Here is a 21,259-nt window from a genome sequence, read left to right as displayed (position 1 = left end):
TGCATTGTGATACAGGGCTCCTGTATTAGTTCAGCAGCTCTGCTAATTTTTCCTCCAGGGCAGCGCCTCTCAGGTTCTTAGCGATAATCTTACCCTCTTTATCCAAAAGGAAAGTGCTGGGAATGCTCTGAATAGCGTAAGCCTGGGCAATGCCTGATTCCTCATCGGCAATCACCTGTGTCCAACTTAATCCATCCTCTTCAATGGCTTTCTTCCAGGCATCCTGATTGTTATCTACCGATACGCTGATAACCTCAAACCCCTTAGCATTATAGGCGTTATAGGCCTTCACCACATTGGGATTTTCCTGACGACAAGGCTGACACCAGCTGGCCCAGAAATCGATGAGCACGTACTTCCCTTTGAAGCTGCTCAACGTTGCTTCGCCACCTTCGGCTGTTGGCAGTGTAAAATCAGGGGCCTGTGCACCTTCGGCCGTGGCCGCCTGCGCCTGCTCAAACTCTTCAAGCGGTGCCAATAACTCTTTCATCTCGGCTAAATAAACATGCTCGCCCATGCTTGACTCAAACTGAGCAATCAGCTCACGCAGCTCTTCCAAATCCAATGAAGGTGCCATATTCAATGCTAAGAATAACCCACATTCGTTATCGGTGTTTTCGTTTACAAAGGTTTTGAAATAAGCACGTGTTTCTTCCATTAAGCTCTGCATCTCTTCCTGCAGCATCTTCTGCTTATCCACATCCTTGCTCATATAGGCCATCTGATACTCCTGCTGCAACTCACGGCTACGCTCCTGCCCCGGTACTTCATCGTTAAATTTAGTAAAGAGTTCAGTTAATGGAGATCCTGATACTTCGGCTTTTGATAACTCATCAACATTACCGCTGATACTGATTTTATCGTTGGATACAAAGAATACGGCAGGCTGCTGTTTACCATCTACCATTAGAATATAGAATTCGGGAGCATCTACGCTACCGGTAAAGGTAAAAGTACCATTCACCATCTGTGCTGTGTCCACATCAACGGGCTGTCCTTTTCTTATTTTCTTTAAAATCACCCGTTCAGATGTTGCACCTTCCAGTGTGCCGGTTACTTCATAAGATTTTGGCTGACAACTTGCCAAAAGGGCAACACCAAAGATGGCTAACAAAAAATTTTTCATGTGTTGTAAAATTAATGCCTTAACGGCTATGTAAATTGAATTAAATGTTTTTAAAATAACTATCCAGCAAATCCTTGGCCGCCATAAACGAGCTTTTCTCGTCGTTTAGCACCATCTGCTCATTATCGGGCAAGGCTGCCTTTATCAACGGGTGATGATAAAAATTATTACGCAGCTGCTCATTAATACTTTCATACATCCAGTATTTGGCCTGCGAACGACGGTGTCCTTCAAAGTAGCCATTTTTTCGGGTCATACTAACATACTCCAGTACCATGTCCCAAATTTTATCCACATCCTTGTGGAAGAGCGACGAACAGGTTTTTACTTCCGGCACCCAGCCCGATTTGGTGGGTGGAAACAGGTGCAGGGCACTGCGATACTCAGCCTGTGCCAGCTTGGCACGCTCCACATTTTGCCCGTCGGCCTTGTTAATGGTGATGGCGTCGGCCATTTCCATTATACCCCGCTTGATGCCTTGCAGCTCATCACCGGCACCGGCCAGCATAATTAGCAGAAAGAAGTCGACCATGGAATGAACGGCTGTCTCCGACTGCCCCACGCCCACCGTTTCAATAAAAATAGTGTCGAAACCGGCCGCCTCGCACAAGATAATGGTCTCGCGCGTTTTGCGTGCCACACCTCCCAATGATCCGGCCGATGGTGAAGGACGAATATAGGCATTGTCTTCGCCCGACAATTTCTCCATGCGCGTTTTATCGCCCAGGATACTACCCTTTGAACGCTCACTGGAAGGGTCAATGGCCAACACGGCCAGCTTACCTCCTTGCCGTATAATGTGCATACCCATGGACTCGATAAAGGTACTTTTACCGGCTCCGGGCACGCCTGTAATACCCAAACGTATGCTGTTGCCAGCATAAGGCAGACATCTCTCAATAATCTGCTGGGCCAACTTTTGGTGCTCGGGCAGGGCGCTCTCAACCATGGTGACCGCTCTGCTTAAGATGGTGACATTGCCCTCGCGTATGCCATTTACATACTCATCCACCGACAACTGCTTTTTGCGCTTTACCAGTTGTTTGTTAAGGTTTGGATTGATCGTGGGCGCATCCTTCACGCCTTTGTTTACTTTTAAGCCCTTGTATCCGGGATCGTTTTCGATATGATGATGATCGTCTTTCGTTGCCATAGCTTATTATATTTTATACAGAAATGGAGAGCGAAGCTTTTGCTCACCCTCCAGTTTCATAAATCGCTTAATCGGTTTTAGTTGATGGTTACATTACCGGTAATCATCAAGGTGATGGTAGTATGCTTAGGATCATTGGACACGATGCGTACCGTTTTGGTCTGACGACCGCTTTTTCCTCGTGAATTAAATTCAGCAGCGATCAGAGTCGTCTCACCGGGAGCCAATATGGTTTTAGCCGGCTTAATGGCTGTACAGCCACAGCTGGCTTTTACCTTACGGATAATCAACTCACTTTTACCGGTATTTTTCACCTCAAACTCGTGCTTCACTACATCGCCCTGTTTTATCTCCCCAAAATTCCAGTTTTTCTCGGCAATAGCAGCCACGGGAGCGTTGGCCAGTTTCTGAGCATCCCATGTAGAAAAATCTTCCTGAATAGAAGCGCTTACGGTTAATCGGTTACTGTAACTTCGCTCATCATTAAATATGATAAAGATATTATCAGTTACAAATCCCCAGTCATTCTTGGCTTTGGCATCATAGGTGGCCGTTATCATACCGGCTTTACCGGGCTGCAGCACCTCAGGTACACTTTTAATGGTAATGTGTTTCGGTACATTCACAAAGCCCAGCTTCACGGGCTGTTCACTAGTGCTAATAATTTTAATATGTTCCTCTTTTACCTGATTTGGCGCCATTTTGGTAAACGCCAGGTGCGAGGTCTCCAGGCGTATTGCATCCATGTTACGCGGATAAATATCCTCCATGGTCTGTTCGCGTGGCAACACTTTACCATTGATGCGAAGAATCACCGTGGCGTTTTGCGCATTAGACATCACCGTAATGGTCTTATTAAAATTACCCGGACGATTACGCGGGTCGAATATAGCTTTAACAAAACCGGTGCCTCCGGGAGGTATGGGAGTACGTGTCCATTGGGGCGTAGTACAACCACACGAGGCCTTTACATTGTGCAGTACCAGAGGTTGTCCCCCTGTGTTTTTAAAGGTAAACTCATAGCTTGTGGTTCCCCCATCTTCTTTCACCTCGCCAAAGTTGTGTATTACTTTATCGAATGCCAAATTGGGTTTCGCATGCTGGGCTTTGGCCACAAAAAAACCGCTAATTGCCAATAAGGAAAATAGGACTAACTGCTTCATCTTATTATTGAGTTTAATATTAAGTTACTGTTCAAAACGACTCACACTTCTCGCTACCACAGGTCTGCTATGCTTCGTCAGGCCTTGCTGCGTTGTAGTTGAGCCACACAAAACTATAAATATTTACTTAGGATAAAAGGTAATTGAGCGAATTTAACACGCATTTAATACTTCGGCATAGATTAAAAAGGTTTGTTATCTTTGTAACGAAAGTTTAAGATATTAACAAATAGAGGGTGAATCATGCAAACGAAAATTAAACAGCTTACTAATCAATATTTAAAACGGATCATTGACATACGCCGGCATTTGCATGCCCACCCCGAGTTATCTTTTGAGGAGCACCACACTTCGGCATTTATACAGGATGAGCTGGCAAAAATGGAAATCCCGTTTAAGGCAGGTTTTGTTAAAACAGGCATTGTAGGATACCTGCGCGGCAAGAACCCCGAAAAGCGCACCATTGCTCTTCGTGCCGATATGGATGCCTTGCCCATTCAGGAGAGTAACGAGCTGAGCTTTAGCTCGCGCAACGAAGGCATTATGCACGCCTGTGGGCACGATGCACATACCGCTGCCTTGCTGGGTGCTGCCATGGTATTAAAAGATCTTCGTGAGCACTGGGAGGGCACCATCCTGCTATTGTTTCAACCTGCTGAGGAGGTATTTCCCGGTGGTGCTAAACTAATGATGGAAGAGGGATGCTTTGCAGAACATGAGCCCGAAGTAATTTTGGGACAACACGTTCTACCCACCATGGATACAGGACATGCCGGCTTTAAAAGTGGCATGTATATGGCCTCGGGCGACGAAGTATATATAACGGTAAAGGGCAAGGGTGGCCATGCGGCTATGCCCCATGCCCTCACTGACACCGTGCTGGTAGCTTCCCATATTGTTGTGGCGCTGCAGCAAGTTGTTAGCCGCATTGTACCGGCACAAATACCCACCGTATTATCCTTTGGAAAGATTAAGGCCGATGGTGCCACCAATATAATACCCGAACAGGTAGAACTTGCCGGTACTTTGCGTACTATGGATGAGAAGTGGCGCGCCATCATCAAGGAAAAAATACATGATATAGCCAAGGGTACAGCACAAGCCATGGGTGCCCAATGCGAAATTGATATTAAAGATGGTTATCCGGTAGTACACAACAACACTGCCATTACCCAAAAAGCCATTGCCTACTCGCAGGCCTATCTGGGTATGGAGGCCACTGAAATAATGGACATCCGCATGACAGCTGAGGATTTCGGCTATTACACGCTGAAATATCCCTGCACTTTCTACCGCTTTGGGGTAGCGCAAAATCAAGGCGAAACAGGCAGTCTGCATACCCCCCAGTTTAACTTAAATGAAGATTCACTGGAGACAGCCGCGGGACTACTTGCCTACATGGCTTATGAGTTTATGAATGAAGATAAATTAGAAACGGTCTAAACGCTCGTAAAAATAACTATAACACAGTTGCTTGAATAATAAAAGACCTTTAAACCTTATTTATAACCTTTCAAAATAAAACACTTTAGAAAGGAAATCTTTTTTTTAATTAAAAAAGCCAATAATTTTGCTTGAGTAATAATAACCAATAAAGAAAAAAAAATGGCTTACGTAATTAATGATGACTGCATCGCCTGCGGTACTTGTGTTGATGAATGTCCGGTAGATGCTATCTCAGAAGGAGATATTTATAAAATTGATGCTGATGCTTGTACAGATTGTGGTACTTGTGCTGATGTATGCCCTACTGAGGCAATTCACCCTGCATAAGCAATGCAGCAGCGAACAAATAACTAAGCCTCACCAATTGGTGGGGCTTTTGTTTTACTGAAAAGGTAGGTAAGCAAAATTTTAAGATACAACAGTACTCATTGGCAGAAAGAGAAATAATAAAAGCCTTCAGGTTTAAAAATGCATATGTTAATATTTACAGACTCTCATTCTTACCATGGCAAAGCCAAGCTCAGACAATTAAACTCCCATCAGGTGAAGCCTGTCTCTGCCCTGCCTGATGACTGGCAAAGACTGGCTTTTATCCGAGGCGGGAAATTCGCTGCAGGGTTTCTGCATCCAGTATTTTAATCACCCGGCCATTGACTGCCAATACCTTTTCGTTAACAAAAGCACTCAGCGTTCTAATAGCGTTAGATGTTGTCATGTTTGAGAAATTCGCCAGATCTTCGCGCGATAAATAAACCGCAAGCGTCTGTTCGTCCTCCTCAAAACCATAGATATCCTTCAGCACGCATAAGCTTTCGGCCAAACGGCCACGTATATGTTTCTGTGTGAGGGTAACCGTGCGGTAACGGGCAAATCCCAACTCGCTGGCAAAAGACTTGATAAAAGCCATGGACAGTGCCGGATTGGTCTTCATTAGATTATATATCACCTTTTTAGGAACATGGAAAATGGTGCTGGGCTCGATCACTTCAGAGCTGGCAATGTGCATTTCTTCGGCAAATAAAGCACGGTAACCAATAAAATCAGGCGCCGTAGCCATGCGTATAATTTGATCGCGACGGCTTACACCCTCCTTAAATATCTTTACCTTCCCTTTACCGAGACACAAGAGGCCAGTTGGCTTCTCGCCTTCCTGATAAATAATGTCATTCTTCTTGTAATAAGCCGTGGTATGGTTATTCAACAAGTATGCTTTCTCATCATCGCTCAGGATATCATATAACTTTGAAATATCCTTTATTGTGGGCGCTTCAAGGGTAGTATTGTTTTTTGCAGGCATCTCAAGGGTGTTATAAAACTATGTTATATAACATGCAAATTTAAAAAAAAAGCTGACTTTGCATGCCTTTAAGGGCAAACAAGTGCAGTTAAACTTAATATTTAGCTACCAACGGCAGGCGACGACCGCTTCCAAAGGCCTTAGCCGAAACACGCAAAGTGGGCGCTGTCTGATAACGTTTATACTCATTCATATTGACCAAACGAACGGTGCGATGTACTATATCCGCATCATAACCTTCTTCAATAATATCTTCAGGCGACTGATTTTTCTCGATATAGCGCAATAAAATAGCATCGAGTACCTCATAATCGGGCAGCGAATCAGAGTCTTTCTGATCGGGTCGCAGCTCGGCTGATGGTGGTTTCACAATGGTGTTTTCAGGTATGATTTCGTGGCTACGATTGATGTAACGTGCCAACTTAAAAACATCGGTCTTATAAACATCGCCCAATACCGATAAACCGCCGTTCATATCGCCATAAAGGGTGCCATAGCCCACCGCCGCCTCACTTTTATTGGAAGTATTGAGCAAAATATGGCCAAACTTATTGGATAGCGCCATTAGCAGCGTACCTCGTATGCGCGCCTGTATATTTTCCTCGGTCACATCTGCTTCTTTCCCGTTAAAAACCGGGCTCATCAGGAAATTACAACTGTTAAAAATCTCTTTTATGGGTACAATATTGTATTGTATGCCAAGGTTCTCGGCCAGATCAACTGCATCCTTAATGGAGTGATCTGATGAATACTGCGAGGGCAACAACAGTACACGTACATTCTCCTTACCCAGCGCCTCAGTGGCAATGGCCACGGTAACCGCCGAATCGATACCGCCCGACAGTCCCAGGGTAGCCTGGCGAAAGCCCATCTTTCCGAAATAGTCGCGTACACCACACACCAGCGCATCATAAATCAAGGCAACCGCAGGTTTACTTTCCGGCATCACAACGGGTGCCTGATCAACACTGTTCATATCGATACACAGCTGCGCCTCATCAAAGGCTGCAGCCTGCTGTACGATATCACCTCGTCGATTCACCACCATGCTGTTACCATCAAAGATAAGATCGGTATTAGCCCCTACCTGGTTGACATAGACAAATGGAATATTATACTCCTTCGCCTTGTGGCACACAATATCACGGCGGATATCCACTTGTGCGTGCGAAAAAGGTGATGCGGCTATATTAATGGCCATATCGGGTTGCTGTTGCATCAGCTTATCCATGGGCGATAGCGTATAGAGCTTATCGCGGGCAAAAGTGTTGGCCACGGGCTGATCATCCCATATATCTTCACAAATGGTCAGGGCAATCTTTTTCCCTTTCAACTGCACCAGTGCAAAGCTATCGTTAGGTTGAAAATAACGGTACTCATCAAACACATCATAATTGGGCAACAGCGTTTTGCGAATAATCTGTTTTACGCTGCCCTCCTCCAGCACATATGCTGCATTGAACAGATTTTTACCTTGTGGTGCCGGATTAAGCTCTGGACCACCTACAATGGCAGCAACCCCCACACAAGCCTGTGCAATCTGCTCAATGGCATCGCGACAGCTTTTTACAAAATTTTGACGCTCCAATAAATCATAGGGCGGATAGCCGCACACGGCCAACTCGGAAAAAACCACTAAATCAGCTCCCTGACCCTTGGCGGCGGTAATACTTTCAATTATTTTACCGGTATTGGCTTTGAAATTGCCAATGTGATAGTTCAACTGCGCTACTACAATCTTCATGGGTTCGTATATTGTTACTTCCTAATGTTGTTTATGCTAAAAAATAATGCCAAACTGTATGATTAATCGATTCAGCGTAGCTTTGTCGTCTACCTTATGATCGGTCACATCCATGAAACCGCCATTGTAAATAAGGCCTAACATCATGTAGGTAGAACCGCCCAGCGAATACTCCATGCCACCTCCTATCTGGTAGCCCATATCAAAAAATTTCACCTCGCTATTAATGCTGTTACCGTCACCATCGTTGGTTTTAATATTATATTGGGTAGAGAGGCCAAACTGTCCGTAGTATCGCGAACGATGAAACTCGTTGGTGAGTAGCTTGAGGGCCAGGGGTACCTCGAGATATTTAAGACGGTAGGTAGTATTATGGGTTGCCGGCACTACTTCACTGGCTGTGTATTCGAGCTTACCTCCCGTAGTATTCACGGTTAAACCGGTAGTGAAAGCATAGTTAGGTGCGAAGAAACGATCCATCACCAGTCCGAAATTATAGCCAAATAAATTTCCATTGCCATCAACAGTGGCTTCATCGGAGTTTAACCACGATATTTGGGGGCTGAGCACAAAAGACAGGCGCGTGCGCTTACCGTCCTGTGCATTGAGGGCGTTACTAAATAAAATTAAAAATGTAATGAGTGAGGCAATGTGTCTCATCGAAATATGCATTTAGGTTAAAAAACATTACAAACATAGCTAAATCATGGTTTTCATCCACCTTTTTTTTGCCCGAACTGATTATTTTAGCAGCTTTCGTATTTTTACAGCAAAATTGAACTTTAAGATGAAGAAATTTATTCTTTTTATTGGTCTGATGGGTATAACACTCACGGGCTGTAAATTTGGTACCTCGAGCCCCGATGTAAATCATGTTGAGCTAAGGGTTCAGCCACAAGCTTTTTTCATCGATCTGTTTGAGATAGATGAAACCCATTTGGCAAGCGACATCGACTCCCTGTCAGCTCAATACGGCAGCTACCTGGATGCTTATAGTCAGCAAATTATAAACATTGGAAGCCCCAATCACCCACAATACCCCGAGCGCCTGAAACATTTTTTGAATTACGAAGAAAATCGGGAGGTGTACGCAGCCTGTAAGGCACAGTATGGCAACACAGCCACTTTGCAAGACGATTTGGAAGAGGCTTTTCGTCACTATAAATACTACTTCCCCGAGGCAACTATACCCACCGTTTACCTGCATACTTCCTACTTCAACCAATCCATCGCCATGGATTCAAGCTGGCTGTCGGTAAGTGTGGAGAAATACCTGGGTGCCGACTGTATTTTTTATGAGTGGCTGGCCGTCCCCAAATACCTGCGCCGAAAGATGAGTCCTGAAAAAATGGTACCTGATGTGATGAAGGCCATGGCACTGGGCAACTTCTCTTTTGCCATGAAAAATGAGGACCTGATCAGTAATATGCTTTCACAGGCAAAAGTATTGTATTTCATCAAGCAGATGATACCCACTATTAACGATACCCTACTGTTTGATTACAGCCCTGATGAACTGCGTTGGTGCAGGAAAAATGAGGCCGCCATTTGGGCCAGCATGGTTGAGCAAAAGCACCTGTATAATACCGAACGCATGCTTATTCAGAAATATGTGGGCGACAGCCCTTTTACCTATCACCTGGGACAGGAATCACCGGGTAGAGCCGCTGTATTTATAGCCTATAAAATCATTGAAGCTTATCTTCATGAGCATCCTGAACTGACACTCTCCGATTTAATTGAGCAGCGCGATGCACATGCAATACTGTTAGAGGCACGCTATCGACCATAAGTGCGGACCTGCACCCAACATTAAAAAATCCAACTATGATAGAACAAAAGAAAGCCCTGCGCCGACAGATAAGCACCCTCAAGCGACAGCTTAGTGAAACCGATCGTTTAAAACAGACGGAAGCCATCTTCAGGCAACTGGAAGACAGCCCCTTTTTTGAGACTGCCAAGACCCTTTTACTCTACTGGGCCATGGCCGACGAAGTACCCACACAAGCCTTTATAAATAGGTGGTATAAAAAGAAAGCCATCTATCTGCCGGTGATTGACGGACAGGATTTAAAAATAGTACAGTACCTGGGCGAAGATAAACTGGTGGCCGGTGCTAAATACGGCATACCGGAACCCAATGGCCCGGCACTAATCGACGAATCAATTATTGAGATAGTGGTGGTACCCGGTGTGGCCTTTGATGCGCATAACAACCGCATGGGACGCGGTGCCGGCTATTACGACCGGATTCTAAAGCGTCTGCCCTCGGCCCTGAAGATAGGCCTGGCCTTTGATTTTCAGATGGTCGAGCAGCTGCCTGTTGAGCCCCACGACATAGCGATGGATCAGATTATAAGCGGCTAAAAGATATATAAGAATGCATTCATTGATCGGATCTTTATCTAAAGTCCGCAGATAAAGATCCGATCATTAAATGTTTATTCTTCCTCAGCTTGATTATCCAGTTGTTTGGCCAGGAATTTCTCCATTGCATTGTAAAAATCAAAACGGTTTTCTTCATTTCGGAAACCATGCCCCTCATTGTCTTTCACCATGTATTTGACCTCCACACCGCGTTCTTTCATGGCAGCTACCATCTGATCCGATTCGTCTTTCTTTACACGCGGATCGTTGGCTCCCTGGGCAACAAACAAGGCAGCTGTTATTTTATCCGCATGAAAAACCGGCGAGGCTTCGGCAAGCATCAAACTATCCTTTACCGGATGCCCCACCATTTCGTACAGCATCTGTTTATAAGGCTCCCAATATGGGGGAATCGTATTCATAAAGGTAAACAGATTACTAACCCCAACATAATCAACCCCGCACTTATATAAATCAGGCGTAAAAGCCAGCCCGGCAAGGGTTGCATATCCCCCGTAACTACCGCCATAAATAGCTATGCGATCTTTGTCTGCAATACCCTGGTCGATCATCCAATTGACACCATCGGTAATATCGTTTTGCATGCTACGTCCCCATTGTTTGAAAGACGACTCCCAAAAAGCACGGCCATAACCGGTTGATCCCCTGAAATTCATCTGCAACACAGCATATCCGCGGTTAGCCAAAAACTGTACTTCCGGATTAAAGCCCCATTGATCGCGCGCCCATGGTCCACCATGCGGGTTAACCACCAGCGGTAGGTTTTTTGCTTCCACTCCCAGCGGTAAAGTAAGATAGCCATGTATGGTCATACCATCACGCGAAGTGTATTTGATCGGCTTCATCTTAGCCATTTGATCTTCATTTAACCAGGGACTGATATCAGTAAGGTGGGTTAATTTGTCGGTTTGAGTATCCAAAAAATAATAAGCCCCTAAAGAACGATCGCTATAGGTGCGCACCAGAAATTTATCTTCGTTTTTGTTGGTGCTAACAAAAAACACTTCGTAACCGGGAAGTTCCTTCTCTACCCTTTCATACAATTCCTTCGATTTCTCATCAAAGAAGTGGCGCTCGCGCATATCCGTGGTATAATTTGCGGTTGTAAGCACTTTGCGCTTGCGCGAATAACTTAAACTACTTACATCCACATCGGGATGCCCGAAAAGCACTTCTTTCTCTTCAGCAGTGACAGGATCGAAAATTACGATTTCTGCCTTGTCACGACCAATATTCGAGGCGGCATAAAGCATTTTATTATCAAAAGTAAAAAAGAACGGGGTAAGTGATTCTTTAAACGAAGTGGTTAATATGTTTTTAAATTCATCAGACTCTTTCTCACGATACAGCAAGCTCTGATTCACCATATCGGTAATAGCCAGGGCAGCCCTGAGTTTTCCATTATGATCAGTGATCCACCCGGTAATATTGCCCGGATTTTCGTATAGCATCTCCATTTCACCGCTTATGATATTCAGGCGGTAAGGATCAAAGGCCTGCGGGTTACGTTTATTCATGCTAATAATTACTTCCTCAGGAATATCACGCAAATCATCAATAATGCCGGTACGTACATTTTCAAAATCGGTAAAACAAACCGCCTCTGTTCCATCTATGTTTACACCATAAAGCTTATAATTTTCATTGCCGCCATCGTCTTTCAGATATAGAATACGATTTTCGTTAGCCCAGAAATATCCGGCAATATCACGGTCAGTTTCAAAGGTAATTTGAGTAGCACTATCAGCACCAATCGCCTTAACATAAATGTTCATCCTTTTCTCATAGGGTGCCCTGTAGGAAAAGTGTTTCCCATCAGGAGAGATCTGAAAACCAGCTTTCTCAGGGTTCTTAAAAAAGTCCTCGAGCGCAATACGGGGAGCTTGTTTTTCTTGTTTTGAAGGTAATGTGCAGCCTGCAACCAGCAATACTGCCATGGTAACAGCAATTAACAAAGGGAATTTTTTCATGGAAAATAGAATTTAAAGTATTCTTGTTACCGAAAAATACGAATAATTATAATTTATTGCAATGCAATAAATTAATAATTACGGAAGGATCAGGTATTTAGCTGAAATTACGCCAGGCATAGGATGGATAGCAAGAAAAAGGGTCCAACTCAAATTGAGCTGAACCCTGTTATTTTTAACTTTCACCCATATGAAGATCGCATCCTCGAAGAGGATAAGTTAATAGGACACATTAGCTCATAAACGATCGACATGATCATTCAGCGCCTCCTATTTTATTCAAGAAGCATTCACAGAATCAGGCCTAAGCTCACGCTTAATCAAGGATAAACTGAGCCACCACCTGATTCAATTCGTCAGCCTGACCGGCCAAGTCATCCGCATGAGAAGCCAATTCCTCGCTGGCTGCTGCATTTTGTTGCGCCACGGCATTCATCTGCGTAATGGCAGTACTCACCTGGTTAGCTTCATGCATTTGCTCACTGCTGGCTGCCGCAATCTCCATGGCCATATTGGTAGTTTCGTTCACACCCGGCAGTATCATTTCTATTTGACTAACTGCCTCCTCAGCCTGCTCCAGACTGTCATTACTCAATTGAGTAATCTCGTCGGCCGACTCCTTACTTACCTCGGCCAGCTTACGCACTTCGCCGGCTACTACAGCAAAGCCCTTACCATGTTCGCCGGCACGGGCTGCCTCTACCGATGCATTCAGGGCCAATATATTTGTTTGCATGGCAATATCATTAATAATGGCTATTTTATCCACGATCAACCTATTTGCTTCGGTGGTCTTCACAGTTTTCTCTTTCACGGCAATTATCCCCTGCTCCACTTCTTTTGTAGCTGCCTCTACGAGCTTAGCGTTTGCTGTATTTTGCTCAATATTGGCCAACATCTCCTCAATAGACGATGAAATCTCTTCGGCGGCGGCAGCCTGTTCGTTGGCTCCTTCATTCAAATCTTGCGATGAGCCATTAACATTCTGACTACCCTGATGAACGTTATTGGCAGAGTCAACAATTTTTTGAATTACCTTGTTCAATCGATCTTGCATGGTAATAATGAAATCCTGCACACTGTTGCTCACTATTTTATCCTGTTTTTGCCTCCTTAAATCACCCTGAGATATGCTACCGGCAATGGCCGATAGTTCATAGGGATCAATACCCAACAAGCGGAGCATAGAACGCGAAAAGAAAATACCAAACACAATTAAAAACGCAGCCGCCACCAGTGAAACGATAAAAAGCACCCGCTTCATCAGGGTAATACGGTGGGCATAGGCTGCCATGCCCGTTTTAAAACTTTCTTCTATCAGGCGACTTAGGGCATTAAAGTGTTGACGCGAGGCATTGGCTAGATCTGTAGTCTGCTCGGTATATTGTGTGTAGAAGGAATATCTGTCCGCCGGCGGCAACGCTTTTAGCTGATCGGCAATATCGCGCGCCCCATAAACAAAGGCTAATGCTGCCGTTTTTGCGTCATCAAACAAGGCAGTTTCTTCCTTTCCGGATAGTGAAGCTTCCAGGGTCATAAAGCCCTCTTCAATCTGCTTAATACGATCTTCCAGCTTCTGATAATCACTATCGTAATCGCTGCCCAGCATCATATTGCGAGATAAACGACTGATATAATTCATGTTGGCCGTAATCTTCAGCACTGCAACGTTACCATTTATCTGCGTATCTTTCATGGTCTGGAAATCCGTATCTAAACGCATCAGACTATTGATACTCAACACCATCATAACCATTAGCACACCCACACTGGTTACCACCAATAGCAACAGGCGGCTTTTAAAGCTCAACTTCATCCTATATTTTCCTAAATTAGTAATAGTATAATCCAATCTCAAACGCCTACGCACCCTGTAATGAAGGGTTACACGAATGAATTGAAAAATCGTTAATCGCAGCCTTTTTAGGCAGGTGAAGGGCTGGACTAAAAAAACAAAAGCACGCGAAAAATCTTCACGTGCCTCTTATTATGCAAATGCTTTTAAACGATGATTTCCGTTATAAATGAAACCTAAGCATCGTAATAAACAAAAGTAACTTTTCTACCCTTTCCGTTACTGCCGAATATATTATTAAAAAAAGCTGCTGCAGCCTGCACCTGAATGCGCTCTCCACCCTTTTTTACAACTTCCCAGTAACGAACAATCTCGTATTCATTTTTAATAAACATATCGTGAGCGGTTTTGAGCTGAGCGTGGTTCTCGGGTGGAACAACCAACATAAAACTTTGTCCCTCAAGCTCGCCCTCGGCATAGCCATAAATTTCGTTATATCGCTGATTTACATAGGTGTAATCACCTTTCTCATCGGTCACACAAATCCCCAAATTTACTTCTGCATCAATAATTTCCTGAGCCCTCGTCGGCTCTTCCTCAATGGCCTCTTTAATTTTTTTAGTCATTAAGACATTGATTCGTCCCATACATTTTTATTTTTTAAGCATTAAATGTTGAAAAATAAACCTTTAGCTATGCATCGTATAATTCTTACAGAAGCGAATATAACACGTTTGCGGATTAAAGCAGACTACATTTGTTTAATATTTGCAAAATAAAGTTAAACACATAAAAACTACATTCCACGAACGAAAAAACGCCAATCTTGCACCTGTAAATGGAACCTGATTGGCGTTTATATATATTATTGCAAGCCTTACTTACGGGCTATACCAAATAAATCATAATCTTCCGACCCCGTAATTTCAACCGGATAAAAGTCACCCGGAGTTAAAGCTTCATTTTCATCCTTATGCAACAACACCTCCTGATCTACTTCCGGTGAGTCGTACTCAGTGCGGCCAATAAAATAATCACCTTCTTCCCTATCAATCATTACCTTGAGGGTTTTCCCAACTTTTTCGGCATTTATTTCCTTGGCTATACTATTTTGAATTTCCATGATTCGCTCAGCACGTTCCTGCTTAAGTTCATCCGGCACATCATCCTGGTATTTCTTATGAGCATAGGTGTCGTCTTCGTGTGAATAAGGAAAGACACCCAAACGCTCAAACCGGGCATCGCGCACAAATTGCTCTAACTCTGAGAAATCCTGCTCTGTTTCGCCCGGATGACCCGTAATGAAAGTGGTACGCAAATGAATATCGGGCACCTGCTTGCGCATTTCTTCTATCAGACGATAGGTCTGATTTTTACGTACCCCTCGTCGCATGCGTTCCAGCATCGGATCGCTTATGTGCTGCAAGGCAATATCCAAGTAGTTACAAACCTTAGGATTATCGTTCATTACTTTCAGCACATCCATGGGAAAACCCGCCGGATAGGCATAATGCAAGCGTATCCAATCGATACCATCGATCTTTGCCAGCTCATCTACCAGATGCGGCAATTTATAGCGCTTATACAAATCGTAACCATAGAAAGACAAATCCTGGGCAATTACCTGTAACTCCTTCACACCGGTATCGCGCAAACGGCGCGCCTCGTCCAACAAATCATCCATGGGGCGGCTTACATGCTTACCCGTAATAATGGGAATGGCACAGTAGCTACAGGTTCGATTACAGCCTTCCGATATTTTCAGATAAGCATAGTGATTAGGTGTTGTCAGCGAGCGCTCATTCATTAAATCGCGGCGATAGGTGGCACCGATCTCGCTCACAATGTCTTTCCAGTCGAACTTACCATAAAACTTATCCACTTCAGGCAGTTCACTCTTTAGCTGACCCGGATAGCGTTCCGACAGACAGCCCATCACATAGAGCTGCTTGATGTCGCCCCGCTTTTTAGCTTCTGCAAAAGCCAGGATGGTATCGATGGACTCTTCTTTGGCATCGGCTATAAAACCACAGGTATTGATAATGGCCACCTCTCCTTCGGGCGTTTCAGGGTCGTGTGCTACCGCTATCCCATTGGCCTTAAACTGACGGATTAAAAACTCACTATCCACCAAATTCTTTGAGCAACCAAGGGTTACCACATCCACTTTCTTTCCTTTGCGCACTGACATATTTTATTTCTTACATTAATTCGTAATTGGTTGAAGCATTACGGGTTAATATAGCTACAACATAAACAAGCCACCTCCACAGCCCTCAGCACGTAAAGGTGGCATCCTCTATTAAAAGCGCTGAATGAACACAATGTTCAAATCAGGCACGATGATTATTTAAACAGTGAATCTACAAACTCATTGCGGTCGAAGACCTGTAAGTCATCAATTCCCTCGCCAATACCAATGTATTTAACGGGTATACTAAACTGATCGGATACACCGATAACCACGCCACCTTTAGCGGTACCATCGAGCTTGGTAATGGCCAGTGCGGACACTTCAGTGGCCTTGGTAAACTGCTTAGCCTGCTCAAAGGCATTCTGCCCGGTGGAGCCATCCAGCACCAACAGCACCTCATTGGGGGCATCCGGTACAATTTTTTGCATCACACGCTTCACCTTGGTAAGCTCACTCATCAGGTTTACTTTATTGTGCAAACGACCGGCCGTATCAATAATGACCACGTCGGCACCCTGTCGCTTAGCCGATTCCAGGGTATCGAAAGCCACTGATGCAGGATCAGAGCCCATGCTCTGCTTTACGATGGGCACATCCACACGATCGGCCCAAACTACCAACTGATCGATGGCAGCCGCCCGAAAGGTATCGGCGGCACCCAGCACCACTTTTTTGCCTGCTTGCTTAAACTTATTGGCCAACTTACCAATGGTGGTTGTTTTGCCAACACCGTTAACACCCACCACCATAATTACATAGGGATACTCATTCTTGGGTAACTCAAACTGGCTCACATCGTCCGATTGATTCTCGGCCAATAACTGTGCGATTTCTTCACGAAGAATATCATTAAGCTCTGAGGTACTTAAAAACTTATCTTTGGCCACCCGTGACTCAATGCGCTCGATAATTTTTAAGGTGGTATCCACCCCCACATCGGAAGTGATCAGCACCTCTTCCAATTCATCCAGCACATCATCATCTACCTTTGTTTTACCTACAACGGCCCTGGTCAGCTTTTTAAGTACACTCTCCTTTGTTTTGGCCAGTCCTTTATCCAGACTTTCCTTCTTGGCTTTTGTAAAGCTCCCGAATAAACCCATATTACATTTACATTTAAGCGCTAAAGATATAAAATACTTCAATAAAAAAGCCTCCTTGAGAACAAGGAAGCTTTTCTTATAAGTATTTTTTCAAAAAATTATTTCTTGAAAAATTCTTTTGTCATATCGTTGGTTACAATCTCCTCGCGGAACGAATACGCACCGGTCTTAGGCGACTTTACCATCTTGATCACTTTAGTGTGACCTTTACCTTCACCTTTTTGCAAGGATGCTACTGCTTTCTTTGCCATGGTTAATCAGTTTTATTTGATTTCGCGGTGTAAAGTAACACGCTTCAAAATCGGATTATACTTTTTCAACTCCATGCGATCAGGAGTATTTTTTCTGTTTTTTACGGTAATGTATCGGCTAGTTCCTGGTTGTCCGCTTTCTTTGTGCTCAGTACACTCCAAAATAACCTGAACGCGATTACCTTTTGCTTTCTTTGCCATTTCTACTCCTTATTAATAGTTAGCAATAAATCCTTTTTCTTTTGCCTGCTTCAGGGCGCCCAAAAGACCAACTTTGTTGATCATACGCAATCCTGCAGCTGATACTCTTAGGTTTACCCAACGATCTTCCTCGGGCAAATAGAATTTCTTTTTGAAAAGATTAATATCGAATCTTTTCTTGGTTCTTCTCTTTGAGTGAGAAACATTGTTTCCCACCATGAATGACTTACCAGTTATTTGACATACTCTTGACATCGCTCAACAGTTTTTTTTCGGATACATTTTTCAAACAGAGCGCAAAATACGGCATTTTTATCGGATTTTACAAATACCTAACAGGATAATTAACGTGTTTTTTCATTTTTCTTTTAAATTATTGTAAACTCCCTAAAAATGAATTCTCCATTATTGCACTCAAAGTTAAGTAAAAATAACTTAGCTGCGGTAAAGGGAACGTGTCTTTATGAGCAGCTTGTAAAGAGAGAATCGTTACTTTCGGGCACTAAACCTTCAACTCCTGCAGCAACATGATCATACCCGCCTCCGAAGCTCGCTGTATGTTGCGCGCGCGCATTTTGCCGAAATTAAAGCATTGGCTGCGCACCCCAAAATCGCCCGCGATGGCAATCCATACGGTGCCCACAGGCTTCTCCTTTGTACCCCCATCCGGCCCGGCGATGCCCGAGGTGGCAATGGCGTAATCGGTATTCATTAAACGCCGACCACCTTCAGCCATCTGCCTTACCACTTCCTGACTCACGGCTCCGTACTTTTCCAGCACATCTGGTTGAACACCTAAAACCTTTTCTTTAATCGAATTGTCGTAGGCCACCACGCCGCCCTTAAAATAAGCCGAGCTACCAGCAACCATAGTGATCAGGTGTGCCATATTACCCCCCGTACAACTTTCGGCCACCGCAATGCTTTGACCCTTTTCTTTTAGCAATGTGCCCAGTAACTCATGCACCGGCTTGTCCTCCTCTGCATAGATATGTTGCCCCACAAGGGCATGCAAGGATGCCGTGAGCTTATCCAAATCGCGTAGCGCCAGCTCACGATCATGAGTTTTGGCACTCAACCGCAACCTTATTTTACCCGGATTGGGCAAATAAGCCAGTGAAATATAATCGGGTATGCTCTCCTCCCAATCCGCCAGCTGCTCGGCCAGCACCGCTTCGGGCACATTAAACACTTGTATGGTTTTATGGATGATATGCCCCGTGTGATAGCTCTTTTTAAGCCGTGGCAACACCGCCTCACGCATGGCTGTCTTCATTTCAATGGGCACACCCGGCATAGATACGACCACTTTACCGGGACGATTAAACCACATCACCGGAGCAGTACCTACCGGATTATTGATTACCTCGCAACAGGCCGGCACATAGGCCTGTCCTTCATTCAGCTTATTAATGCCTTTCACCCGTCCCTTCAAATAGGTGGCCATGTTATCGTACGCGCCCTGATGAAACACCAAAGGCGAATCAAATATGCGGGCCAGCGTCTGCTTGGTGATGTCATCTTTGGTGGGACCTAAACCACCGGTCAGTAGCACAATATCCACACGTTCCAAGGCTTCATTAAGCGCCCTTTCAATGGCCGCTGCCGTATCTTGTATGGAGGTGATACGCAACACATCAAAGCCGGCATCGTTAAGTTGCTGCCCCATCCAGGCCGAGTTGGTATCCACCACCTGACCGATTAATAATTCGTTGCCTATGGTGATTATTTCTACATGCATTTTTTGATGAGTTTATGAGTTGAAAAACTGGTGAAATGAAAAATTGAGAAACTGGGGAACTGGTTAATCTGGTTAATCAAAAAACTGATCAACTGAAAAACTGGCAAACCGGTAAACTGTTCATTTGAGATGCTCATATTATAGCTGAATAATCATTGACAACTAAGCACTTTCTTGTTTTCCTTTTATCGCTTTAATTCGCTGCAGCAATGGCGGGTGCGAATAATGAAAAAAGACATACAAAGGGTGCGGCGTCAGGTTACTTAAAGCATTGGACGAAATGGTTTTTAAGCCGCTTATCAGCGCCTCACCCAATCCAAAGCCATTGGCATAAGCATCGGCCGCATATTCATTTTTGCGAGACATTATCGTCATGAAAATACCCGTAATAAATGATACAGGTGAATACATAATACCAAATACCAACAATCCTATGTGGAAATTAGGCTCCTTAACACCCAAAGCTTCTGACAACAAAGGATTACTAACCACCAATCCGAATAAAAACAGGATAATACCCATTTGAATAACCCCAATAATAGTTCCCGATAAGGTGTGTTTCAGCTTATAATGCCCTATCTCATGCGCCAAAACTGCCACAATCTCTTCGGTACTCAAATCCTTTATCAGGGTATCGTACAGTACAATGCGTTTACGACTTCCCAGTCCACTAAAAAAAGCATTGGCCTTGGTGCTTCGCTTTGAACCATCCATCACAAACACATTATCGAGCTTAAAGCCGGCCTGATGTGAGAAAGCTTCGATGGCTGAGCGTAATTCCCCTTCTTCCAAAGGCGTTTGTTTATTGAATAAAGGCAAAATAACAGAGGTGTAAAACATGGTCATAAATATGGTAAACCCACTGATGACCAGCCAGGCATACAACCAAAAATAGCCTCCTGCAATAGTATACAACCAAATAACTAGTGCCATAATTGGTCCGCCAATCGCCACCGAAAGCAACATGGACTTTAACATATCCAAGACGAAGGTTTTTGCCGAGGTTTTATTAAAACCAAAGCGCTCCTCAATCACAAAAGTTCCGTAGATACTAAATGGCAAACTGATGATGGATGAGCCTAATCCAATTATTCCGAAAAATAGCAACGATTGCACAATTACACTGCCGCTTAAGGCTATTACCCATTGATGAATTAAGGCAAAACCGCCTAACGCCAGCATAGCCACCATTATCAGGAAACTTATTAAATCGCTCAGTAAACCAAAACTGTAATTGGCTTTTTTGTAATTCTGCTGTTTTTTGTACTGCTCCTCATCGTAAATGCCTTCCAGTTCTTTGGGAATTACAGAAGTGACATGTTTATGGTTTAGAAAATCTAGCCATTGCTCAAAAATAAATTGCCCACTAACAATGGCAATTATGATGTAAAAAATCTGTTCGGAATTCATAATGTTGTAATATTCTCGCTATGTTCTTTTTATTAATTTCTTATATTTTTACGCAGTTTATCATCCTTTACAAAAGCTCTATCAGCGGATTGGGGCTGATGCATTCCATACCTGCGCCTCTCACAATCCCATAAACTTCTCGTCCAGTGCCTTTTCTTGCACAATTGGAGGCATACAAAACCAATCATCCGCAATGGTATAATACTAACACATATCATGGCTCTGTCGATGCAAACTACCCAGCGAATCAGAAATTTCTGAGTGGGGTTAATCCGTC

General features: G+C 44.0%; 20 protein-coding genes. 4 read left to right on the top strand and 16 right to left on the bottom strand.

Going from position 1 to position 21,259, the window contains the following annotated elements; genetic code table 11:
• Positions 1-25: 25 nt before the first annotated feature.
• From ACRD7A_RS03610 to ACRD7A_RS03600, 3 genes are all read right to left on the bottom strand, one after another.
• The gene (locus ACRD7A_RS03610; protein WP_430810930.1) at positions 26-1,126 is read right to left on the bottom strand and encodes a redoxin domain-containing protein; all 1,101 of its coding nucleotides are present in this window, start codon (positions 1,124-1,126) and stop codon (positions 26-28) included.
• A 40-nt stretch (positions 1,127-1,166) separates the two neighbouring features.
• Entirely contained in the window at positions 1,167-2,279 is a 1,113-nt protein-coding gene (meaB, locus tag ACRD7A_RS03605) for a methylmalonyl Co-A mutase-associated GTPase MeaB (protein ID WP_430810929.1), read from the bottom strand.
• Between the two features lie 77 nt (positions 2,280-2,356).
• Positions 2,357-3,442, bottom strand: a complete 1,086-nt coding sequence (locus ACRD7A_RS03600; RefSeq protein ID WP_430810928.1) for a DUF1573 domain-containing protein — start codon at positions 3,440-3,442, stop codon at positions 2,357-2,359.
• A gap of 243 nt (positions 3,443-3,685) precedes the next feature.
• Between ACRD7A_RS03600 and ACRD7A_RS03595 the strand changes: the two genes are divergently transcribed.
• Positions 3,686-4,885, top strand: coding sequence for a M20 metallopeptidase family protein (locus ACRD7A_RS03595; protein WP_430810927.1), 1,200 nt, complete (start codon positions 3,686-3,688; stop codon positions 4,883-4,885).
• 162 nt (positions 4,886-5,047) lie between these two features.
• A complete protein-coding gene (gene fdxA, locus ACRD7A_RS03590; protein WP_430810926.1) occupies positions 5,048-5,215 on the top strand; it encodes a 4Fe-4S ferredoxin in 168 nt (55 codons plus the stop codon).
• A gap of 262 nt (positions 5,216-5,477) precedes the next feature.
• Here fdxA and ACRD7A_RS03585 read toward each other — a convergent pair whose 3' ends face one another.
• From ACRD7A_RS03585 to ACRD7A_RS03575, 3 genes are all read right to left on the bottom strand, one after another.
• Positions 5,478-6,185 carry a Crp/Fnr family transcriptional regulator gene (locus ACRD7A_RS03585; protein ID WP_430810925.1) on the bottom strand — a complete coding sequence of 236 codons (708 nt, stop codon included), beginning with the start codon at positions 6,183-6,185 and terminating at the stop codon, positions 5,478-5,480.
• A 94-nt stretch (positions 6,186-6,279) separates the two neighbouring features.
• A complete protein-coding gene (locus tag ACRD7A_RS03580) occupies positions 6,280-7,929 on the bottom strand; it encodes an NAD+ synthase (protein ID WP_430810924.1) in 1,650 nt (549 codons plus the stop codon).
• Positions 7,930-7,965: 36 nt separating this feature from the next.
• Positions 7,966-8,589 (bottom strand): porin family protein, encoded by a 624-nt coding sequence (locus tag ACRD7A_RS03575; RefSeq protein ID WP_430810923.1) that lies wholly within the window; start codon positions 8,587-8,589, stop codon positions 7,966-7,968.
• A 127-nt stretch (positions 8,590-8,716) separates the two neighbouring features.
• Between ACRD7A_RS03575 and gldB the strand changes: the two genes are divergently transcribed.
• Both gldB and ACRD7A_RS03565 read left to right on the top strand, forming a co-directional pair.
• On the top strand, positions 8,717-9,721 hold the full coding sequence (gene gldB / locus ACRD7A_RS03570) for a gliding motility lipoprotein GldB (RefSeq protein WP_430810922.1): 1,005 nt from the start codon (positions 8,717-8,719) through the stop codon (positions 9,719-9,721).
• A 35-nt stretch (positions 9,722-9,756) separates the two neighbouring features.
• A complete protein-coding gene (locus tag ACRD7A_RS03565; RefSeq protein WP_430810921.1) occupies positions 9,757-10,296 on the top strand; it encodes a 5-formyltetrahydrofolate cyclo-ligase in 540 nt (179 codons plus the stop codon).
• Positions 10,297-10,370: 74 nt separating this feature from the next.
• Here the strand turns inward: ACRD7A_RS03565 and ACRD7A_RS03560 are convergent, their stop codons facing one another.
• The 10 genes from ACRD7A_RS03560 to ACRD7A_RS03515 form a co-directional block, all read right to left on the bottom strand.
• Positions 10,371-12,287, bottom strand: a complete 1,917-nt coding sequence (locus ACRD7A_RS03560) for a S9 family peptidase (protein ID WP_430810920.1) — start codon at positions 12,285-12,287, stop codon at positions 10,371-10,373.
• 316 nt (positions 12,288-12,603) lie between these two features.
• A complete protein-coding gene (locus ACRD7A_RS03555; protein ID WP_430810919.1) occupies positions 12,604-14,103 on the bottom strand; it encodes a methyl-accepting chemotaxis protein in 1,500 nt (499 codons plus the stop codon).
• Between the two features lie 215 nt (positions 14,104-14,318).
• A complete protein-coding gene (locus tag ACRD7A_RS03550) occupies positions 14,319-14,729 on the bottom strand; it encodes a PAS domain-containing protein (protein WP_430810918.1) in 411 nt (136 codons plus the stop codon).
• Between the two features lie 230 nt (positions 14,730-14,959).
• On the bottom strand, positions 14,960-16,273 hold the full coding sequence (rimO, locus tag ACRD7A_RS03545; RefSeq protein ID WP_430810917.1) for a 30S ribosomal protein S12 methylthiotransferase RimO: 1,314 nt from the start codon (positions 16,271-16,273) through the stop codon (positions 14,960-14,962).
• Between the two features lie 155 nt (positions 16,274-16,428).
• Entirely contained in the window at positions 16,429-17,379 is a 951-nt protein-coding gene (gene ftsY, locus ACRD7A_RS03540; RefSeq protein ID WP_430810916.1) for a signal recognition particle-docking protein FtsY, read from the bottom strand.
• 98 nt (positions 17,380-17,477) lie between these two features.
• A complete protein-coding gene (locus ACRD7A_RS03535; RefSeq protein WP_430810915.1) occupies positions 17,478-17,630 on the bottom strand; it encodes a DUF4295 domain-containing protein in 153 nt (50 codons plus the stop codon).
• 12 nt (positions 17,631-17,642) lie between these two features.
• The gene (gene rpmG / locus ACRD7A_RS03530) at positions 17,643-17,831 is read right to left on the bottom strand and encodes a 50S ribosomal protein L33 (RefSeq protein ID WP_200465062.1); all 189 of its coding nucleotides are present in this window, start codon (positions 17,829-17,831) and stop codon (positions 17,643-17,645) included.
• Between the two features lie 12 nt (positions 17,832-17,843).
• Complete coding sequence (gene rpmB / locus ACRD7A_RS03525) at positions 17,844-18,086, bottom strand: 50S ribosomal protein L28 (RefSeq protein ID WP_430810914.1); 243 nt, start codon at positions 18,084-18,086, stop codon at positions 17,844-17,846.
• 247 nt (positions 18,087-18,333) lie between these two features.
• Positions 18,334-19,572 (bottom strand): competence/damage-inducible protein A, encoded by a 1,239-nt coding sequence (locus ACRD7A_RS03520; protein ID WP_430810913.1) that lies wholly within the window; start codon positions 19,570-19,572, stop codon positions 18,334-18,336.
• A 162-nt stretch (positions 19,573-19,734) separates the two neighbouring features.
• A complete protein-coding gene (locus ACRD7A_RS03515; protein WP_430810912.1) occupies positions 19,735-20,982 on the bottom strand; it encodes a M48 family metallopeptidase in 1,248 nt (415 codons plus the stop codon).
• Between the last annotated feature and the right edge of the window lie 277 nt (positions 20,983-21,259).

It is taken from the genome of Carboxylicivirga longa, from assembly GCF_050589825.1.
GTDB lineage: Bacteria > Bacteroidota > Bacteroidia > Bacteroidales > Marinilabiliaceae > Carboxylicivirga > Carboxylicivirga longa.
Note: the sequence above shows the minus strand (reverse complement) of the source record. Positions and strands in the feature narration are given on the sequence as shown.

Excerpts from the sequence above, each read along its gene's own strand:
- ACRD7A_RS03610 (WP_430810930.1), bottom strand. The coding sequence starts at position 1,126 with ATGAAAAATTTTTTGTTAGCCATCTTTGGTGTTGCCCTTTTGGCAAGT.
- meaB (WP_430810929.1), bottom strand. The coding sequence starts at position 2,279 with ATGGCAACGAAAGACGATCATCATCATATCGAAAACGATCCCGGATAC.
- ACRD7A_RS03600 (WP_430810928.1), bottom strand. The coding sequence starts at position 3,442 with ATGAAGCAGTTAGTCCTATTTTCCTTATTGGCAATTAGCGGTTTTTTT.
- ACRD7A_RS03595 (WP_430810927.1), top strand. The coding sequence starts at position 3,686 with ATGCAAACGAAAATTAAACAGCTTACTAATCAATATTTAAAACGGATC.
- fdxA (WP_430810926.1), top strand. The coding sequence starts at position 5,048 with ATGGCTTACGTAATTAATGATGACTGCATCGCCTGCGGTACTTGTGTT.
- ACRD7A_RS03585 (WP_430810925.1), bottom strand. The coding sequence starts at position 6,185 with ATGCCTGCAAAAAACAATACTACCCTTGAAGCGCCCACAATAAAGGAT.
- ACRD7A_RS03580 (WP_430810924.1), bottom strand. The coding sequence starts at position 7,929 with ATGAAGATTGTAGTAGCGCAGTTGAACTATCACATTGGCAATTTCAAA.
- ACRD7A_RS03575 (WP_430810923.1), bottom strand. The coding sequence starts at position 8,589 with ATGAGACACATTGCCTCACTCATTACATTTTTAATTTTATTTAGTAAC.
- gldB (WP_430810922.1), top strand. The coding sequence starts at position 8,717 with ATGAAGAAATTTATTCTTTTTATTGGTCTGATGGGTATAACACTCACG.
- ACRD7A_RS03565 (WP_430810921.1), top strand. The coding sequence starts at position 9,757 with ATGATAGAACAAAAGAAAGCCCTGCGCCGACAGATAAGCACCCTCAAG.
- ACRD7A_RS03560 (WP_430810920.1), bottom strand. The coding sequence starts at position 12,287 with ATGAAAAAATTCCCTTTGTTAATTGCTGTTACCATGGCAGTATTGCTG.
- ACRD7A_RS03555 (WP_430810919.1), bottom strand. The coding sequence starts at position 14,103 with ATGAAGTTGAGCTTTAAAAGCCGCCTGTTGCTATTGGTGGTAACCAGT.
- ACRD7A_RS03550 (WP_430810918.1), bottom strand. The coding sequence starts at position 14,729 with ATGGGACGAATCAATGTCTTAATGACTAAAAAAATTAAAGAGGCCATT.
- rimO (WP_430810917.1), bottom strand. The coding sequence starts at position 16,273 with ATGTCAGTGCGCAAAGGAAAGAAAGTGGATGTGGTAACCCTTGGTTGC.
- ftsY (WP_430810916.1), bottom strand. The coding sequence starts at position 17,379 with ATGGGTTTATTCGGGAGCTTTACAAAAGCCAAGAAGGAAAGTCTGGAT.
- ACRD7A_RS03535 (WP_430810915.1), bottom strand. The coding sequence starts at position 17,630 with ATGGCAAAGAAAGCAGTAGCATCCTTGCAAAAAGGTGAAGGTAAAGGT.
- rpmG (WP_200465062.1), bottom strand. The coding sequence starts at position 17,831 with ATGGCAAAGAAAGCAAAAGGTAATCGCGTTCAGGTTATTTTGGAGTGT.
- rpmB (WP_430810914.1), bottom strand. The coding sequence starts at position 18,086 with ATGTCAAGAGTATGTCAAATAACTGGTAAGTCATTCATGGTGGGAAAC.
- ACRD7A_RS03520 (WP_430810913.1), bottom strand. The coding sequence starts at position 19,572 with ATGCATGTAGAAATAATCACCATAGGCAACGAATTATTAATCGGTCAG.
- ACRD7A_RS03515 (WP_430810912.1), bottom strand. The coding sequence starts at position 20,982 with ATGAATTCCGAACAGATTTTTTACATCATAATTGCCATTGTTAGTGGG.